General features: G+C 37.5%; 14 protein-coding genes, 3 tRNA genes and 1 pseudogene. 3 read left to right on the top strand and 15 right to left on the bottom strand.

Going from position 1 to position 16,010, the window contains the following annotated elements:
• Positions 1-11 precede the first annotated feature (11 nt).
• Positions 12-905: a hypothetical protein gene (locus tag DI076_RS11500; RefSeq protein WP_108959994.1), complete on the top strand. Its 894-nt coding sequence runs from the start codon at positions 12-14 to the stop codon at positions 903-905.
• Between the two features lie 173 nt (positions 906-1,078).
• Here DI076_RS11500 and DI076_RS11505 read toward each other — a convergent pair whose 3' ends face one another.
• The 13 genes and pseudogenes from DI076_RS11505 to sppA all read right to left on the bottom strand — a co-directional run.
• Complete coding sequence (locus DI076_RS11505) at positions 1,079-1,375, bottom strand: DUF805 domain-containing protein (protein WP_100718502.1); 297 nt, start codon at positions 1,373-1,375, stop codon at positions 1,079-1,081.
• A gap of 103 nt (positions 1,376-1,478) precedes the next feature.
• Positions 1,479-3,635 carry an ABC transporter substrate-binding protein gene (locus DI076_RS11510; RefSeq protein ID WP_108959995.1) on the bottom strand — a complete coding sequence of 719 codons (2,157 nt, stop codon included), beginning with the start codon at positions 3,633-3,635 and terminating at the stop codon, positions 1,479-1,481.
• An 82-nt stretch (positions 3,636-3,717) separates the two neighbouring features.
• Positions 3,718-4,362 carry a DUF2306 domain-containing protein gene (locus DI076_RS11515; RefSeq protein WP_108959996.1) on the bottom strand — a complete coding sequence of 215 codons (645 nt, stop codon included), beginning with the start codon at positions 4,360-4,362 and terminating at the stop codon, positions 3,718-3,720.
• Between the two features lie 187 nt (positions 4,363-4,549).
• Positions 4,550-6,598 (bottom strand): methyl-accepting chemotaxis protein, encoded by a 2,049-nt coding sequence (locus DI076_RS11520; RefSeq protein WP_108959997.1) that lies wholly within the window; start codon positions 6,596-6,598, stop codon positions 4,550-4,552.
• 397 nt (positions 6,599-6,995) lie between these two features.
• Entirely contained in the window at positions 6,996-7,415 is a 420-nt protein-coding gene (locus tag DI076_RS11525) for a LamG-like jellyroll fold domain-containing protein (protein ID WP_108959998.1), read from the bottom strand.
• Between the two features lie 8 nt (positions 7,416-7,423).
• On the bottom strand, positions 7,424-7,957 hold the full coding sequence (locus DI076_RS20070) for a DUF5018 domain-containing protein (RefSeq protein WP_135358388.1): 534 nt from the start codon (positions 7,955-7,957) through the stop codon (positions 7,424-7,426).
• A gap of 723 nt (positions 7,958-8,680) precedes the next feature.
• Positions 8,681-8,752, bottom strand: a tRNA-His gene (locus DI076_RS11540).
• Positions 8,753-8,770: 18 nt separating this feature from the next.
• Positions 8,771-8,844: transfer RNA gene (locus tag DI076_RS11545), tRNA-Arg, on the bottom strand.
• 17 nt (positions 8,845-8,861) lie between these two features.
• A tRNA-Pro gene (locus DI076_RS11550) sits at positions 8,862-8,933 on the bottom strand.
• Positions 8,934-8,992: 59 nt separating this feature from the next.
• Complete coding sequence (locus tag DI076_RS11555) at positions 8,993-9,664, bottom strand: tetratricopeptide repeat protein (protein ID WP_108960001.1); 672 nt, start codon at positions 9,662-9,664, stop codon at positions 8,993-8,995.
• 5 nt (positions 9,665-9,669) lie between these two features.
• Positions 9,670-10,410 (bottom strand): 5'/3'-nucleotidase SurE, encoded by a 741-nt coding sequence (gene surE, locus DI076_RS11560; RefSeq protein ID WP_108960002.1) that lies wholly within the window; start codon positions 10,408-10,410, stop codon positions 9,670-9,672.
• Positions 10,411-11,019, bottom strand: a complete 609-nt coding sequence (locus tag DI076_RS11565; RefSeq protein WP_108960003.1) for a hypothetical protein — start codon at positions 11,017-11,019, stop codon at positions 10,411-10,413.
• 118 nt (positions 11,020-11,137) lie between these two features.
• Positions 11,138-11,933: pseudogene (gene sppA, locus DI076_RS11570) on the bottom strand (signal peptide peptidase SppA); the annotation flags it as partial.
• Positions 11,934-12,154: 221 nt separating this feature from the next.
• On the opposite strand from sppA, the gene DI076_RS11575 reads away from it, so the two are divergent.
• The gene (locus tag DI076_RS11575; protein WP_100718493.1) at positions 12,155-12,670 is read left to right on the top strand and encodes an LIC10415 family protein; all 516 of its coding nucleotides are present in this window, start codon (positions 12,155-12,157) and stop codon (positions 12,668-12,670) included.
• The gene (locus tag DI076_RS11580) at positions 12,671-14,038 is read left to right on the top strand and encodes an APC family permease (RefSeq protein WP_108960005.1); all 1,368 of its coding nucleotides are present in this window, start codon (positions 12,671-12,673) and stop codon (positions 14,036-14,038) included.
• A gap of 26 nt (positions 14,039-14,064) precedes the next feature.
• On the opposite strand, the gene DI076_RS11585 is transcribed toward DI076_RS11580, so the two are convergent.
• Positions 14,065-15,537 (bottom strand): potassium/proton antiporter, encoded by a 1,473-nt coding sequence (locus tag DI076_RS11585; protein ID WP_108960006.1) that lies wholly within the window; start codon positions 15,535-15,537, stop codon positions 14,065-14,067.
• 28 nt (positions 15,538-15,565) lie between these two features.
• Positions 15,566-15,961 carry a hypothetical protein gene (locus tag DI076_RS11590; RefSeq protein ID WP_108960007.1) on the bottom strand — a complete coding sequence of 132 codons (396 nt, stop codon included), beginning with the start codon at positions 15,959-15,961 and terminating at the stop codon, positions 15,566-15,568.
• Between the last annotated feature and the right edge of the window lie 49 nt (positions 15,962-16,010).

The following is a 16,010-nucleotide window of genomic DNA, read 5'->3' on the forward strand; positions in this document are numbered from 1 at the left end:
CGGAACACACCATGAAACGATTTTCCACTCTAGTTCTACTTACATTTTTTTTATCCCATGTTTTTTTACAGGCACAAGTAAAACCTCAATTGGAAAATGAATGGGCAGTCGCAAAAAATTTAGGTCCAATCATTGATGGAACATCGGTTCGCTGGAGTTTTTTAGCTATGGTAAAAACTGATGAAATTGATTCCATTCGTGGTATTGAAAGGAGTGGAGAGGACAAAAAGGAATACTTTAACCAACAAAAAAACATAGAAAAAGGAAAATTATACATAGAGAGTAATGCGTTAAACGAAGCGGAATACCAATGGATTTTTGAATCTGGTAATACCAGTAAATTTTTTACGTTTGAACTAAAAAATAAAGAAGGTGAAATAAAATCCTTACACATACCAATCAATTTTTCCGAACAAAGTAAAGTAAGCTTACGTTTAGTTTTAGACAAAAATTTTGGAATCAAAAAAGAATTAACCAAAGTTCCGTTCCATCGGAATTTTGACGGAAGAAAATGGGTCATTGGACACTCAGAAAATGACGAGAACGTTTCGATGATAGAATTGTTCCCAGGAGGTGTCACAAACCAAAATTGGACAGAACTCTATCGTTTCACTTTATTAAAAAAAATCGGCACTTCAAGACGTAATGTTTTTGTAACAGCCGTAAAAGCAGAGTTAGCAAAAGATTGTAGTGATTTATATTTTAATATTCTCAAAGAAACAGACTCAGAGATTATTTTTGAATGGTCACATGATGGATGCGGTGGATATCCTACAGGTTCCGAAATTAGCAGAATGGTATCAAATGACGAACAATCATTCTTATTTACCTTTGCCTCTAACCAATCAAAACATTCCAAAAATCAAAAGGAAATTTATCTAAGTATTTTGGAAAATGAAAAGTAATGAAGAGATAGGGCGTTCCTAATCCATTGAAGCAAATGATGGATCTAAAAAAGGTCGGGCCAATCCGGGGTTCGCTTACGCTTCCGTCACCTACCTAATGGCAGGTGACCAAGCCCTACTTGTCCCTAACGCGAAATAAAATACTCTTTGAAAGCGTTAAGAAAACTTTGAGTTTATTTACCTTTTTGTGCCCAGAAGTAAATCAATACCAATAATCCAATCCCTGTAAGGCCAATCAATTGCCACCAGCCACTCATTCCTACGTCATGTAATCTTCTTGCTCCAACACTAATGCTTGGTAAAAAAACAGCCAAAGAAAATACCATTCCCAAGATGGGAAGGAACATCTGTAAGATAAAACTGACTACAAATGTAAATGCGACCCAATACCAAAATTCTGGACGTTTTGCATTTCCATTAAAATCGACATATTTTTGAAAGCAAACCTTGATTGCATCTTGGAATGACATAAATTGAACCTACCTAATTGAATTTGAGTGTGTAAAAACCAAACTGGCAAAATAAGATTCTCATTTCCAAAAAAGTAAAGTAAAAAAGTGAATCAAATGCATTTTATTCATCAGCTAACAAATAAACGGTGAACTTGGTTTTCCCAACTTCACTTTCGAATTCAATTTTACCGTTCATTTTGTTGATCACTTTTCGACAAATGTCCAATCCTAATCCAACTCCTTCACCCTTCGATTTCGTTGTAAAAAAAGGTTCAAAAATTCGATCTTGGATATTTTTTGGAATCCCACTTCCATAATCGATAAAGCTGACTTTGATCCAAGGACCCTCATCTTCTATATAAATTTCAATGATTCCTTCAAATGAAATTGCATACAGGGCATTGTTCAATAAGTTAACCCAAATTAAATTTAAATTATCTCGATTGCCTTTGCACTTCCGATGAGATAAAAAATGTTTTTGAACGTTTACTCTGTGGTTGATATTATAATAATAAAGAGTTAGGATCGTTTCGATTTCGGAAACAATATCAATTTTACTTTGATCTGAATGGGTAAGATCATCAGAAATTAAGTAATTCTTTAATGATTTTACAACATGAGATGATTTTTCGGAAGCAATGGAAATAATAAAACAAGAACGAAAGACATTTGCTACTTTTGAACCCATTACTAAAATTTCTTTTTTACGATCACTTTCTAAAATATAACTAAGATGATCGCCTAACAAAAAAGCTGAAGATTCTATAATTAAATTTAAGTATTCTTCTCGATCATTTTTTAAATATGTTTGGAAAATTTCCGCATACTCCATTTCTAACTCTTTTTTAAATTCCTTCTCTTTTTTACCTATATAAAAAACATTTTGAATATTTTGGAAATCTCTTATCAAAAAATAAAATCGTTCTCGATCTTCATTCGAACATGTATAAAGAAAATTTAAGATTGTTTGAAATTGATTATGAAAAAAATCACTGATAGAACCATGAGAGGAAACAATCGCACCCAAAGGTGTATTCAATTCATGTGCCATCCCCGCTGTTAAATTTCCTATGGTCGCTAATTTTTCCCTGGTTAATAACTTTTCTTGTGCCTCTGTCAGTTCTTTTAATTTTGACTCTAAAACAATATTAGTAGAATTCAAAGCATCGTTGGAGATCTTTAATTCTCCAGTCCTGAGTAAAACTTCAGATTTTAGGGTTTCCGAATACCGTTTGTTCCATCGATACCTTTGGACCATCCAAGCAACTAACACAATACATAACAGTAAAATCAAAATAGAAAAAATCGTGTCGTAATTAGGTTTTGGACTGGCGTTATAGAGAAATCCGCTCAGATCTAAATTTTTTGGTAACATACCGAAATCTGCATACACTTCATTAATATGTTTCCAACGCCCTTCATACATATATCCCATTTCTACTAGCGATGGTTGGATCAATGGTTCCATCTGTTCTGCTTCAAATAATAATTGTTCTTTTGGGATGGAACTGGCATATTTCTCTGAAATTAAATTTACAATCTCTGCTTTATGTTTCATCGCATAGTCCCAACCACGAAGACTTGCTTCACGGAATTTTTTGACTCTGCTTGGGTTATTTTCTATTTCGAGTTTACTTGTGAATAAATTATCTCCATAAAAATCAATACCTGATGTTCTTGGTGAAAACACCATTAAAGGGAATCCCTTTTTTTCAAGTTCATAGGTTTGAGTTGTAGAATAACCATCCAAGGCATCTACCTTACCTTCTACTAAATCCAAAAATCGAAAACTATGTTGTAATTGATGGAATTGACTTGGATCTAATTTTTCCTTTTTTAAAAGTGCCAGAATTTCATAAACATGTGGAGATAACATGATTTTTTTCCCAACCAAATCATGGACAGATTGGTCAGGATGAGTTTTTTTTGTGAACAACACGGTAGGTGAATGTTGGAAAATGACAGCAATGACAACGATAGGTGTACCAGCATTCCATTGTAGTAGAACTTCGTTTGTCCCTACTCCATAACGTGCTTCTTTTTCGGATACATGTTGGTGTAACCCTTCTATTCCATTTTTACTTTCATGAATGGAAACATCCAATCCAAGTTCTCTGTAGTATCCTTTTTCAAGCGCAGTATAATACCCTGCAAATTGGAATTGGTGGTACCATTTTAAATATAAGTCGATATGATCTGAAGCAAAAAGAGGATTTAAATAAGAGAATAAGCCAAAACACAATAAGGTAGATAGAAGTTGTTTGAAATTTGGAAACATTCTAACTTCTCACCACTGTGTCACTTTGTTAGTCGAAAGTGACTTATGATGTTCCCAGCGAGAAAATTTGGCAACTGGTAAATTAATTTCGGAAGGAATTCTCCTTCCAAATGATCCATTCTGCAACTAAAAAATTGATAAGCCAACCTGCTGCCATCATCAAATCTCTTGGAATCCCTGATGGTTCGCCACCCACGAAAACAAACCAAGGTAGATGTGTGAATACTTGTGTGCCAGCCCCTAATCCAATCGCATAACCTCGGATCATCCAATGGCTATGGGTTCGGAAGTTTTTTTGTAAAACAAAAACAAAACCGAGTATGATGCAAATTAACATCCAGATACCGATCACCATTCGAATTCCAAATAACCAATCTCCATCTGTCGGAACTTTTGGGTATACCCAAGTTAACCAAAGCCCAGTGCCCGCCGTGAGAAGTCCCAAAAATACGAGGATCCTTCCTGAAATTCGGTGCCAACGAAGGTGACGGCTTCGAAATCCAGGGGCAAATTGGAGCGATCCTAAAACACTATAAATTAAAACTGCAATGATATGAAGGATTACTGGAATTGGATCATTAAAAAATCGTTGGTTTTCAACCGTATAACCGGAGCCAGTTGTTAGTTGGAAGATTCGAACTAGTCCCGCGATGCTCGGAACCAAACTGAGAAATAATAAAAAACCGATTATCCTATAGTCTTTTTTTGTAGTGGAATTCGTGGGCATATGGATTCATTACTGAAATTAATTTCTAAAACGGCAAGAAGGAAATAGAATCTTAAAAACAAATAATTTCTCTCCCATCTAACCCCATGAATATAAAATGAAAGAATGGTACTGATGTCTGTCGAGTCTCCTAAGTAATTTAGAAAAGTTGGTTACCATCACTTCACAAAATATAGATTCCTTTTTTTTAATCAACACTCGTTTCAAACGAATTGGCAATCGTTGAAATCGTTTTTGCCACACTACTAATCGTGACACTTACTCGGTTTAGATCTTCCGAACTTTGAGCAAGTTCCTGGGCACTACCTGAAAGAGAATTCACACTGACGACCATATCTTCTGAAGTTCGTTTTTGTTCTTGGCAAGATGTTTCGATTGATTCTGCCAATAATTGAAGTTCTTTAAGTTCGTGAGATACATTGGTTAAACTATTTGATTGTGATGAAATTTCTCCCTTTAGCTTTTCAACACCTGTTTGTATCCGATTAGATTGGCCAACAATTTCATTCAAAACTTTTACTGTATCATTCACATGATTCACACCAATCGTGACTGCAGAATCACTCTTCGCAATTAAAGTCATAATATTCTTTACAGATGCTCTTGTTTTATCAGCAAGTTTTGAGATCTCTTCCGCTACTACTGCAAAACCTCTTCCTGCATCACCAGCTCGAGCAGCCTCGATACTTGCATTGAGCGCAAGTAAATTTGTTTGTTCAGAGATATCAGTGATCAAATCTACAATCCCAGAAATTTCTTTTGTCACCACTCGGATTTCTTCCATTGAATTATCCGTACTTCGGATCGATAAATTTCCATTATCCGCCAATTTAGTTGATGCAACAGCTTCAATTGATAACTGATTGAGTTCTTTTTCAATATTCACAATGGAATATTCGATATTTCGAATTTCTTCTGCAATTTTAGCAATGTTTTTGGTTTCATCAGAGATAGATCCAAACATAACTTCAAAGGAAGAAGATAATTCTTCTAATGAAGCAGCTGCTTCTTCCGAAGTGGAAGCGAGTCCAGATGCATTATCAGACACCGATAGAGCATCGTGTTTTAATTGGTCTGAACTTTTTTCAACTTGGTTAACTGAATGTTTCAGTTGCACAATGATATCATGCAATTGGTTTACAAAACGATTGATGGAACCTGAAATTTCGCCAATTTCATTCTCACCAAACGAAGGTAATTTTTTTGTTAGATCTGCATCTCCACTCGATAATTCCTCAACTTTCGTTAAAACAGTTTTTAAAGGTATGTTGATACTTTTAAAGATAAGAAAAATCAGAAGTATGGATAGACTTAGTGCCAACACAAGAATGAGGAGATTAACCAACCGGTGGAATTTCTGTTCAGACAAACGATCCTTAATTATGTTTTCAAAAACCAAAATGGAAAAATTTTGAATTTCCGATCCTAAAAATGTTCCCTTATGTATGATGTTGAATAATTCATCGGATGAATCAGGTTTGTTCACTTCTGTTATCAATATTTTTTTCAATTCATCAACATATGCATTACAAGCTTGGTTTGTTTGGTCTATGTTTTTTTGAATCTTCTCTTGATATGTTGGCGCATTCTCCATTGTTTTTTTATAAGAACTTGTTATATTGATACAAATGTTCTCAATCGCATTGATTGATATGATTGATTTTGTATAACTGATATTCGAAAAGGTTTTTCGTTTTCGATTTTCTCCTAGGTATTCATCTCTAATTAATTCTTTTAATTGGCCGACATGTTTCCATAACATGGGAATTTGAAACAGAATGATATCCATTTGGTAATAGGATTCCAGTTTTGGATCCAATATCAAATTGGAATGGTCTCCAATCTTTACAGCTAAGTCTTGTGTATCTTCCAAAAAATTGCGAGTTGTTTCTTGGTCAAATCGTTCGTGAGTTAAATACGTATTCCATTTTTGGATTTGTTTTGAATCTTCAGAAAGGATTCCTGATTTAAGGATTGTAGCCTTGCCTTCTTCCATCACAGGTTTTAAATCATCTACATTCTCATTCCCAATTTTGAATTTCGGCAATGCAACTTTAAATGCAAAATAAACAGGTTTGATGATCTCGATACCTTTCTGTTCTTTCGCTGAGAAATCAATTTCCTTGTTTTGTGATTGAATGTACAAAACGAGGACAATTAGTAAAAACAAAAGGATCGGAAGAGGTAAAAGGATCAGTCTGAGTCGAATGGATATATTGGAAAAATAAGAATGCATTGGAGTGATTTCCCTCTTTCAGTAGTATGCAGTTTATTACCTCTAGAGAATTAGAAAATAAAATAATATCGAATTCGAAAATTATGAAATCAATTTAATGCCTATCCCTCTCCCTAATTTTCAAAATTCGGTGTAAGTACTAATTCTAAAAGAATATGTCATAAATATGCACACCACAAACCAATGAATACGAATGCAGAGATTGAAAGAAAAAGTTTAATACGTATTTATGGAATCAATTTGCAACGATTCTTCGCTTCAATCCTTGCGATTTTGCCCCATCACAGCTCGGTTATTTATGTGCAAGGAAACTAGCAGTGGTTGAGTACTTAGCAAGTGCCTTAAGGTAAGTTTTTTGGTTATAACTTTCAATTTATGATTCGGCCTTGTAGTTGGTCTATATTCCACAACTTCTAGTAATTGCTATCAGTTTGTATTTAGCTCTCAAATAACAAAATACTCTATCGATTTCATTTTGCGATAATGCAGAATCGAAATAGAAAAACTCCGCTATATCACCATCTAAATTGCCGTTAGAAAGGGATCCAACTGTGCCTGTCACATAACTTTGAATATTGGAAGTTGCATTCCCTTTTGAGTCACCGTTCCAATATTCTTGCCAACTAACAGTAGCATTCTGAACACTGGCAATTGCGATAAAAGTGGTGACAGGTATGGAATTTACAGATGGAGGAGTTAGTCCAGACCCATTTCTCCAAAGAAACAATTCATTTCCCGGTGAGGCACCAATATTGACCTCTCTTCCATTTGCAGGACCAACTAAAAGTAAATTTGTCGCAGGATGAACTTCTGGCATTCGAAATACTAAAAAAAAAACGATCCACTGTTAATAGATGAAAATCCAGTTCCACCGCTGTAACTCATCGAAGTCAATGATGCTTGTGAAAAATTGAGAGCTGGAAGACCATTCACTTGATTCAATCTATACATTGGTTGTCTTGTGGGGTAAGTTACTTGCGTAAGATGATTTCCTTTTCCGCTAAAATCATTCCAGGTTTGAACATTTGCACCATCAGATAAATTAAGAATGTCTGCCTTGAACCAAAGTACTAAAGATGAACCTCCATAGGTTCTTGGAGCAGTAAGAGTGACAGTATAATCCTTACTTGTACCATCGGTAGCAGTCACCGTATAAACAAGATTTGACGAAAACGAATTTGAGGTTACCTCACTCGTCTGCGTTACGTTACCTATCGAAACACTTTCCCCTGTAGTAGTAAATTTAGCAACTAACGGAGTAAAAGACGAGAGAGTATCAGAAACGAGACTTATATTCGTATCTGAGATAATTCCAAATATTCGTAATGATGGAATTGAGTATCGATCGATGCCAAACAATTTGAAACTTTATCATTTAACACCGCCCACAATCTCTCTCTAATTTTTCGATCGTTTATCGCTACTAAAATAAGAAGGTTTTCATGGAATACTTGATGAACTTCCCATTATTGAAAGTGGACTGAATTGAAGGCGAATCTATTTTTGCAAAAAATTTCCTAAATTGAGAAAATTTGGTTGAAGTTGAAGTATGTCCGAAGCACCACCATTTAACGCCAATTAGGCAAGGTGTCTTGCCAAATTGGCTACTCGAACTCTATCGCAAAATCGTTCGAATCCCGATACCGTTGATTCTTAAGTAACTTCCGTACTTGCACACAAATTCCCAAATGAAGTTCGATTTCTTTTTGAAAAAATGGTTCGGGCGCCGCAAAGCATCCACGGATGGATGCGAGCGGGAGCTTTGGCCATGGAGGGCCAAGCGAACGCAAGGCGACCAAACCATTTTTACAAAAAGTATATTCGTTGAAGGGGAAATTTACAAGTGGGTGGATGACGGGATGTCGCCTTACGCGGATTTTCCATCGTGGAAAATCTCGCTCCAGGCCGTCTTTTGCGAGCCCTCGCACTTCCTGTGCTCGGTCGTTCTCGCTTAACGCCAATTAGGCAAGGTGTCTTGCCAAATTGGCTACTCGAACTCTATCGCAAAATCGTTCGAATCCCGATGGGTTTGTTTCTTATGGAAATGATTTGGAGTTTGAATCGCCGAAGGCGATTTTAGTGGGTGGATGACGGGATTCGAACCCGCGACGACCGGTACCACAAACCGGGGCTCTACCGCTGAACTACATCCACCGTTTCTAGAACAATCATCGACCCGAGAGGGATTCGAACCCCCGACCAACTGCTTAGAAGGCAGTTGCTCTATCCAGCTGAGCTACCGGGTCAGATAGAACCAACTGATTCGGGATGACAGGATTTGAACCTGCGACCCTCTGTACCCAAAACAGATGCGCTACCACTGCGCTACATCCCGAGAAAGTCCTTGAAACACCAGTGTTTTTGGAAGAAGGACTGTGTCAACAAAAGGGAGATTTATTTCTTCAGGTTCTTGAGCCTTTCGAGGAGGACTGGGTGGTTTGGGTTCTTTTGTAAGGCCTTACGATATGCCTTCCAAGCTTCTTCTGGTTTCCCATTCGTTTGCAAAAAATACCCAAAACTATCCAAATAGGCCGGATTATTCGGATCCAACTCTAAGGCTTTTTTTAAGGAACGAATGGCTTCTGCTCTTTCCTCCGCTGTCAGTTTTTTTTTCAGAGCGAGTAAATAACCAAGCGAATTCAAACTATTTTTATAATCAGGATTGGCTTTTAAAATCCTTCTATGGATGGAGATCGCATCTTCCAAACGGTGGGTGTATTCATATACATGGGCTAAAAACGAGAGGAGTTTGGCATCATCGATCGCAATTTGTAATCGTTCTTTGATGATCCCTTCCGCAGATTCCCATTCTTTGAGTTCCACAAGGGAAAACACTTTTAACCGGTACACATTGTCCAGTTCGATAAAACCTGGGTATTCACTTAAGATCCGATCTAAAACTTGGATTGTCTTTTTAAAGTTTTTGGTTTGGAAACAACACAAAGCAAAATTGTATAAGAGGATAGGATCTTCTGGATTTTGCAACAATGCTTGGTCGAGAAGGTTTAAGGCCATGGCATAATTGCCTTTGTTCATATAAGAAAGGTAATCGTTGTCTACTGCCATAGGTTTTATTTGGATTGTAATTCCTTCAGACGATTTTTTTCTGTTAGGTCCAATTGGATCGGTGTGACAGGGATTTTTCCTTGGTAATACGCTTCAAAGTCTGTGCCTGTTTCTTCATCATGTCCAAGTAAACTTCCGTTTAACTGAAATTCGCTGACACCTTCAATGATTTGTTTTTTCTCATACTTTTCGGAATAACGACGACGCCCGAGTCTTGTAAAAACAAGTTCACTTATGGTTCCCGTTCCACTGACTTCAGGAGGAAAATTCAAATTCCATATTTCTCCGGATTGGATTTGGGATTTATATTTTTCTAAGAAAGTTAACACAAGTTCGGCTTCTTTTTCATACCCATCTTCTGGATCAATGCGACCAGAACTCACAGCAAGAGAAGGGATACCATGTAAGGCACCATGTTTTGCCGCACCAACTGTCCCTGAATAATGCACATCATATCCCATGTTCACTCCTCTGTTGATCCCAGAGATGACAAAGTCAATTTTAGGAAATATGTCTGCATACAAACCAATGTTCACACAATCCACTGGGAAACCATCAGCGATGTAATGGTTATCATTGATCCGCTCTACTCTCATCCCTTGGAAAACAGTCAGTGCCATGGAAGTCACTGATCGTTCTTTGAGAGGAGCAATGAGGTATGTTTTGTAAGATTTGCCGAGGACTCGTTCCAAAGCTTTGATACCGGCGGAAGAGATTCCGTCGTCATTTGTGATGAGTAAATTCAATTAAAAACCGCCTGATACCGATTGCAGGACACTTGTTGCTGTGTACAAATTCATTAAAAATGGAAACAAAATGGTTAATCCCAATGCATAAAAGGAAAAACGAATCGAATCCCGATTTTTTAGTTCATAAATGGATTTGAGTCCACGTGCAATGACCAAACCATACAATACAATGAATGTAAGTAATAAAAAAAATCCTGAACCCACACCTGATAATCCAAGCGCATGGATCACAATACATATAGGAGCAAATAACAAAAATAATACGGTGGCGTGCCTTGCAAACATCACAAGGAACAATAGTTTTTGTGATCTTCCTTTCTTTTGCACATAATAATCAGCAACCAGTGAATAAAAAAATGGAAAAAATCGAAACAAAATCAAATTTGCAATAAATCCAAAAAACAAAAACGACAAGGTAGAAACTGTATAAGGTGCAGATAAAATGCTCATCCCCACTGACAACGACAAGGCGGACAAAATGGAAAACAACCAACTGGAACTTGGACTTAGGGCAAAAGGAATTTCTTTTACTTCTTCTGAATAACGGAGTGGGTCGAGAAAGACCAACTCCAATGTATCTACCAAATCAAAGAAAAAATCTCTCATAACATCAATTTCCCAAGGGACGTAGGAAGTATCACGAGAACTTGCGCTTGCAGAAGAGATCTTATTTTTGCAGTTTGAGATCCTTCACCTAAAAACTTGACACCGAGCGAACGTATCATTCGTTCAAACGGAGAATATTCCTGTTCAAAAAGTGGGATTTCACCTTCGTATTGGCAAAGTTCTGAGAGTTTTTTATGGGCTTCTCGTCTTCCACCAATATCATCTACTAGTTTGTTGCGGAAAGCATCTTCCCCAGAATAAATTTTTCCTTCTGCCAACTCTTCAATGGACTTAACCGTTTTATTTCGACCTTTGGCAACATCTTCGACAAACTTACGATAGGTGTCTTGGAGTTGTTTTCCAATCATATCATCTTCTTCGTTTGTGGAATCGCGAAACGGTGAATACATATCTTTATATTTCCCAGCTTTGTATGTGCGAACTCCCACTCCATAACGATCAAGAAGTCCCTTTACATTGGGAGCAAACGAAATGACACCAATGGATCCTGTGATAGTCCCGTTTTCAGCAAAGATATAATCGGAAGCAGAGGCGATATAATACCCACCAGAGGCAGCTACATCCTTCATACTCACCACAATCTTTTTGGTTTTTCGCAAATGTAGAAGTTCGTTAAAAATCTCTTGGGATGCAGCAACGGTTCCGCCAGGAGAATTGATTTCGAGTAGAATCCCTTTGATGTTACCGTCCTCTTCCAGATCACGTAATTGGCGTAAAATGGTGTCGGCTCCAGTCGAATCGAATGTGGATTCCCCAGAATGGATTTCGCCTACAATCGGTATGACGACGGCACCGATTTCGCTGGCTTGGAAAAGACTCCCGCCCGTCCCACTCGAATAACGAGCAAGGCTTGATCCAGAGAAAAGGATCGCAATTCCGAGAATTGTGGCAATGGTGGAGAACAAAAAGGAGAGAAAGAGAAGAAATTGGTTTCTTTCCATAAACTCTCACTAGCAAAACTGTGTAAAAACTCGAGTCAACTTTAATAATTCTTTACTTTTTTTAGAAAAAGTTTATTTTCCTTGTACGGGTCATCCGAAAATTAGACAGGTAGTCACAGGATTTATGTCCAGGCACCGCCGAGACATAAGGCCTTTACCAAGGAAGGTAGGACATGGATGTTCGTCTCAATCGTCTCCTCAACTCAGCCGAAAAATTAATCCAGGACAAAAAAGACACCAAAGATGTCTCTGGAAAAGCAGGAAACCAAACCCAAAAGGCAGATGAAAAATCTGACTTTGTGGTAAGTCTTCCTGTTCAGTACCACAATATCCAATCACGGCTCACAGAATTACAAAAACAACTTTCGAAGGAACAATCTCGGATTGGACTTTTGGAAGACAATACCCAAGAAGAAAACAAACTCAAAGAACTTTTGTTTGAGGGAGAACCACTCTTTCCAGAGTTAGGTGAAGGAAATAAATCCAAACCTGAAATTTTGGAAACAAGCAAAGCGACAGTTTCTGGCCTTCTTGCTGAACTAAAGAAAAAAGAAGTGGAAAGTGAAAATATCTTTTCGCTTGGTATGATGTTAAACCCAGAAGAGTTTAAGGGAAAAATTGGATCAGTTTCCACTGCTTCCATGAAACCTATTTCAGAAACAATGGTCAAACGTCTCCTCGGCGGTTAATTGGAATTAAAACGTAGCCTCAATACTTTTGATTCCATCTCCGTTCTATTCTCATCAATGGTGGGATCGGGGATTTTTTTCACTTCTGGGTATTTAATCAAAGAAACAGGAAACCTTTGGATTGTCCTACTATGTTGGATCATCGGTGGTCTACTTGCTTTATCTGGATCCATCACCTATGCTTATGCGGCAAGACTCCTTCCTTTTGCGGGAGGAGACTATGTATACTTAAAAGTTGCCTATTCTCCTGCCATCGCTTTTATGAGTGGTTGGTCATCCCTACTCACTAATTTTTCTGCCTGTGTTTCTGTTCTTGCTTTAGCCTTTGGTAAGTATGTACAAATTTTATTCCCCGAACTGCCCTACTTTGAATCACCTACTTATACACTGTTAGGTCTTGATTTACAAGTGAGTTCCCTTACCCTCATTGGAATTTTACCCATTCTCTTTTTTAGTGGATTGAATTATTTTGGAATTAAGTCTGCAGTTCGCGTACAAAATGTATTTGCTGTTTTAAAAATTACAGGACTGCTTTTATTTTTGGCACTTGGGTTCTCCATTGGTTCCACTCATTGGAATTACCTTCTTAACTCTCCATTCCCTAACGTATTGGAACTTTCCTTTTATTCCAAAGTGCTCATCGGAATTGTGCCTGTGTCCTTTTCTTACCTTGGGTGGAATATGATCACGTACATTGCCGAAGAAGTGAAAAACCCTGAAAAAACAATTGTTCGTTCCGCGATCACTGCTTGTTTTCTTGTCGCAGGACTTTATTTTGCAATCAATTTACTCTTTGTGATCTCAGCACCTATCGATGAATTGGCGGGCCAAGACGGGATTGGTGCTATCGCTTTTCAAAAGTTATTTGGAGTTAATTATTCGATATTAACTACAAGTTTTATTGCATGGGTGATTTTAGGATCAATGTCTGCGATCCTCATTGGAGGAAGCAGGGTTTATTTTGCCATGGCAAGGGATGGAGTGTTTTTACCTTCGTTTTCTAAAGTCCATCCCAAATGGCATAGCCCTTACGTATCGATTTTCTTTCAGGGTTTTGTTGCGATTCTCTTTTTGTTTGTAAAAGAAATTGAAGCCCTGCTTTATATGATCACCTGTTCGATACTTATACTGTCTTGCCTCACAGCAGCTACGCCATTTCGATTTGAAAAGATGGGAATGAAATCCGATTATAAAATTCCTCTATACCCACTTCCAATCTTTTTGTATATCTTTGCCAACATTGCTGTGATGGTGATTTTATTTGTCGAAAAACCAATCACTGCTACTTGGGGACTAATGATCACACTGATCGCCCTTCCTGTGTATTATTTGTTTCGATTAGATAAAAAACAAATTCAGTCTCAATAAAATCAAAGTTTATATACAACTGATGGTTAAGCGATTGACATAAAGATTTTACCAATGATTGGCATCACATCGTCTTTTGCCAGAACCCAAACGACATCCCCACCTTTGACTTGAGTGTTTCCCGAAGGAATGAGGAATTGTTCTCCCCGCGCAATGAGTAGGATATGTGACTGGTCCGGTAGTTTGATTTCAAACAAAGCTTTATCAACAACACTTGAATTGTATGGAACAATTAACTCTTGTAAGGTCATCCCAGGGAACTCTATGTTATCAAAGTCTGTAGGACGATAAATTTTACGATCTGGATCTACTTTTAAAATCCCCAACCACTGTGCCACTCTTGGGATGAGTGATCCTTGGATGAGAAGAGATACGAGTACGACAAAAAATACAATATGAAAGAGTAAATCCCCCCATACAAGACCTTGGGCAATTGGGAAGGTAGCTAGGATGATTGGGGATGCACCTCTGAGTCCTACCCATGAGATAAATAATTTTTCTTTGATAGGTAAATTGACCCTAAATAAGGAAATGAAAACGGCGAGTGGTCGTGCTAATAATATGAGTAATACCCCAATGAGAAGTCCAGGAACCCAAATATTTGCCATTCTTGTTGGATACACAAGTAATCCAAAACAGAGAAACATACCAATTTGTAAGATCCATACATAACCATTCAAAAACCGAAAGATCGATTTTTTGTGAATGAACTTATTGCGACCAACGATGATCCCCGCGATGTAGACTGCTAAAAACCCATTCCCTTGGAATACGGTTGTCACCGCATATATGAAGGGAACCGATGCAGTGATGAATACCAAATAAAGACCGTCATACCCTAGTTTGACGGAATTCATTAAATACAATATGAGGATTCCCATACTATATCCCATCATCATGCCAACAAGAACTTGCATTACAAAAAAACGAAAGAATTGGAATCCACTAAAACTGGCATCAGCAGTGATAAGATTCATGAAAATCGTGGTGAGAAGGACACCAACTGCATCATTCGATCCAGATTCAAACTCGATGATTTTTTTTAAATGGATAGGAAGGTCAGAAGAACCTGTTTTAAAAATATTAAATACCGAGGCTGCATCAGTCGCACTGACAATTGATCCAAGTAAAAAGGATTCCATAAACCCAAGGACTGGAAATAAAAGATGGATGAGAACTCCCAATATGAGAGCCGTTAAAATAGTTCCAAAAATAGAAAGTCGAATCCCAACTGCGAGAAAATCTTTTAAACTATCCCACTCACTCTCAAGCCCTCCCAAAAACAGGATGTAAATTAAAGCAAAAATTCCGATAGATTGTGCTAAACTATAATCGCTAAAGTCGATCCCACCTGGACCATCTGTACCAGCTAACATACCGAAGGTCAAAAAGATAAGTAAGATAGGAAATCCAAATCGAAAAAAAAGTTTACTCGAAAGAATGGAAAAAATAACTAAAGTGGAAATTACAAGTGCCTGTAAGGTAAAACTATCGATCATGTTTTGTCCTTAGACGAAGCCAAACCGATTAATGTTTGGAAGAAAGTATTTCGAGAGCTTTTGCTTTTAAGATGGGATGGACTTTAAAATCATCAGGATTTAAAGTTGGTGTTGAATTTTCTTGTGGTTCGTTTGATTGATTGGCAGATGCTGGAACTTTCCACTTATCGCGACCTAACCAAACAGAAAGAGCATAGACCATTCGTTGGTAAATTTCATCTACCTTGTCTTGACGACCTGCTTTTTTGTAATACCCAAAGGCCAACATGGGAAGTTTTCGGTCGTACATAAAATGGTCACCCAAACGGATGAGCCCATCTTTGTAGTCTGTTTTCAGAAAGATTTCACGAGCTTTCCGGATATCACCTGCATTAAAGGCAGTGTTTCCTTCCCGGATGAGTTGTACCCTTTCTTTCGAATCCATACAAAGAGTATCGAACCATTTTCAGAAATTGACAACTGAAAATTGTCTA

Origin of the sequence: Leptospira ellinghausenii (assembly GCF_003114815.1) — a bacterium.
Lineage (GTDB): Bacteria > Spirochaetota > Leptospiria > Leptospirales > Leptospiraceae > Leptospira_A > Leptospira_A ellinghausenii.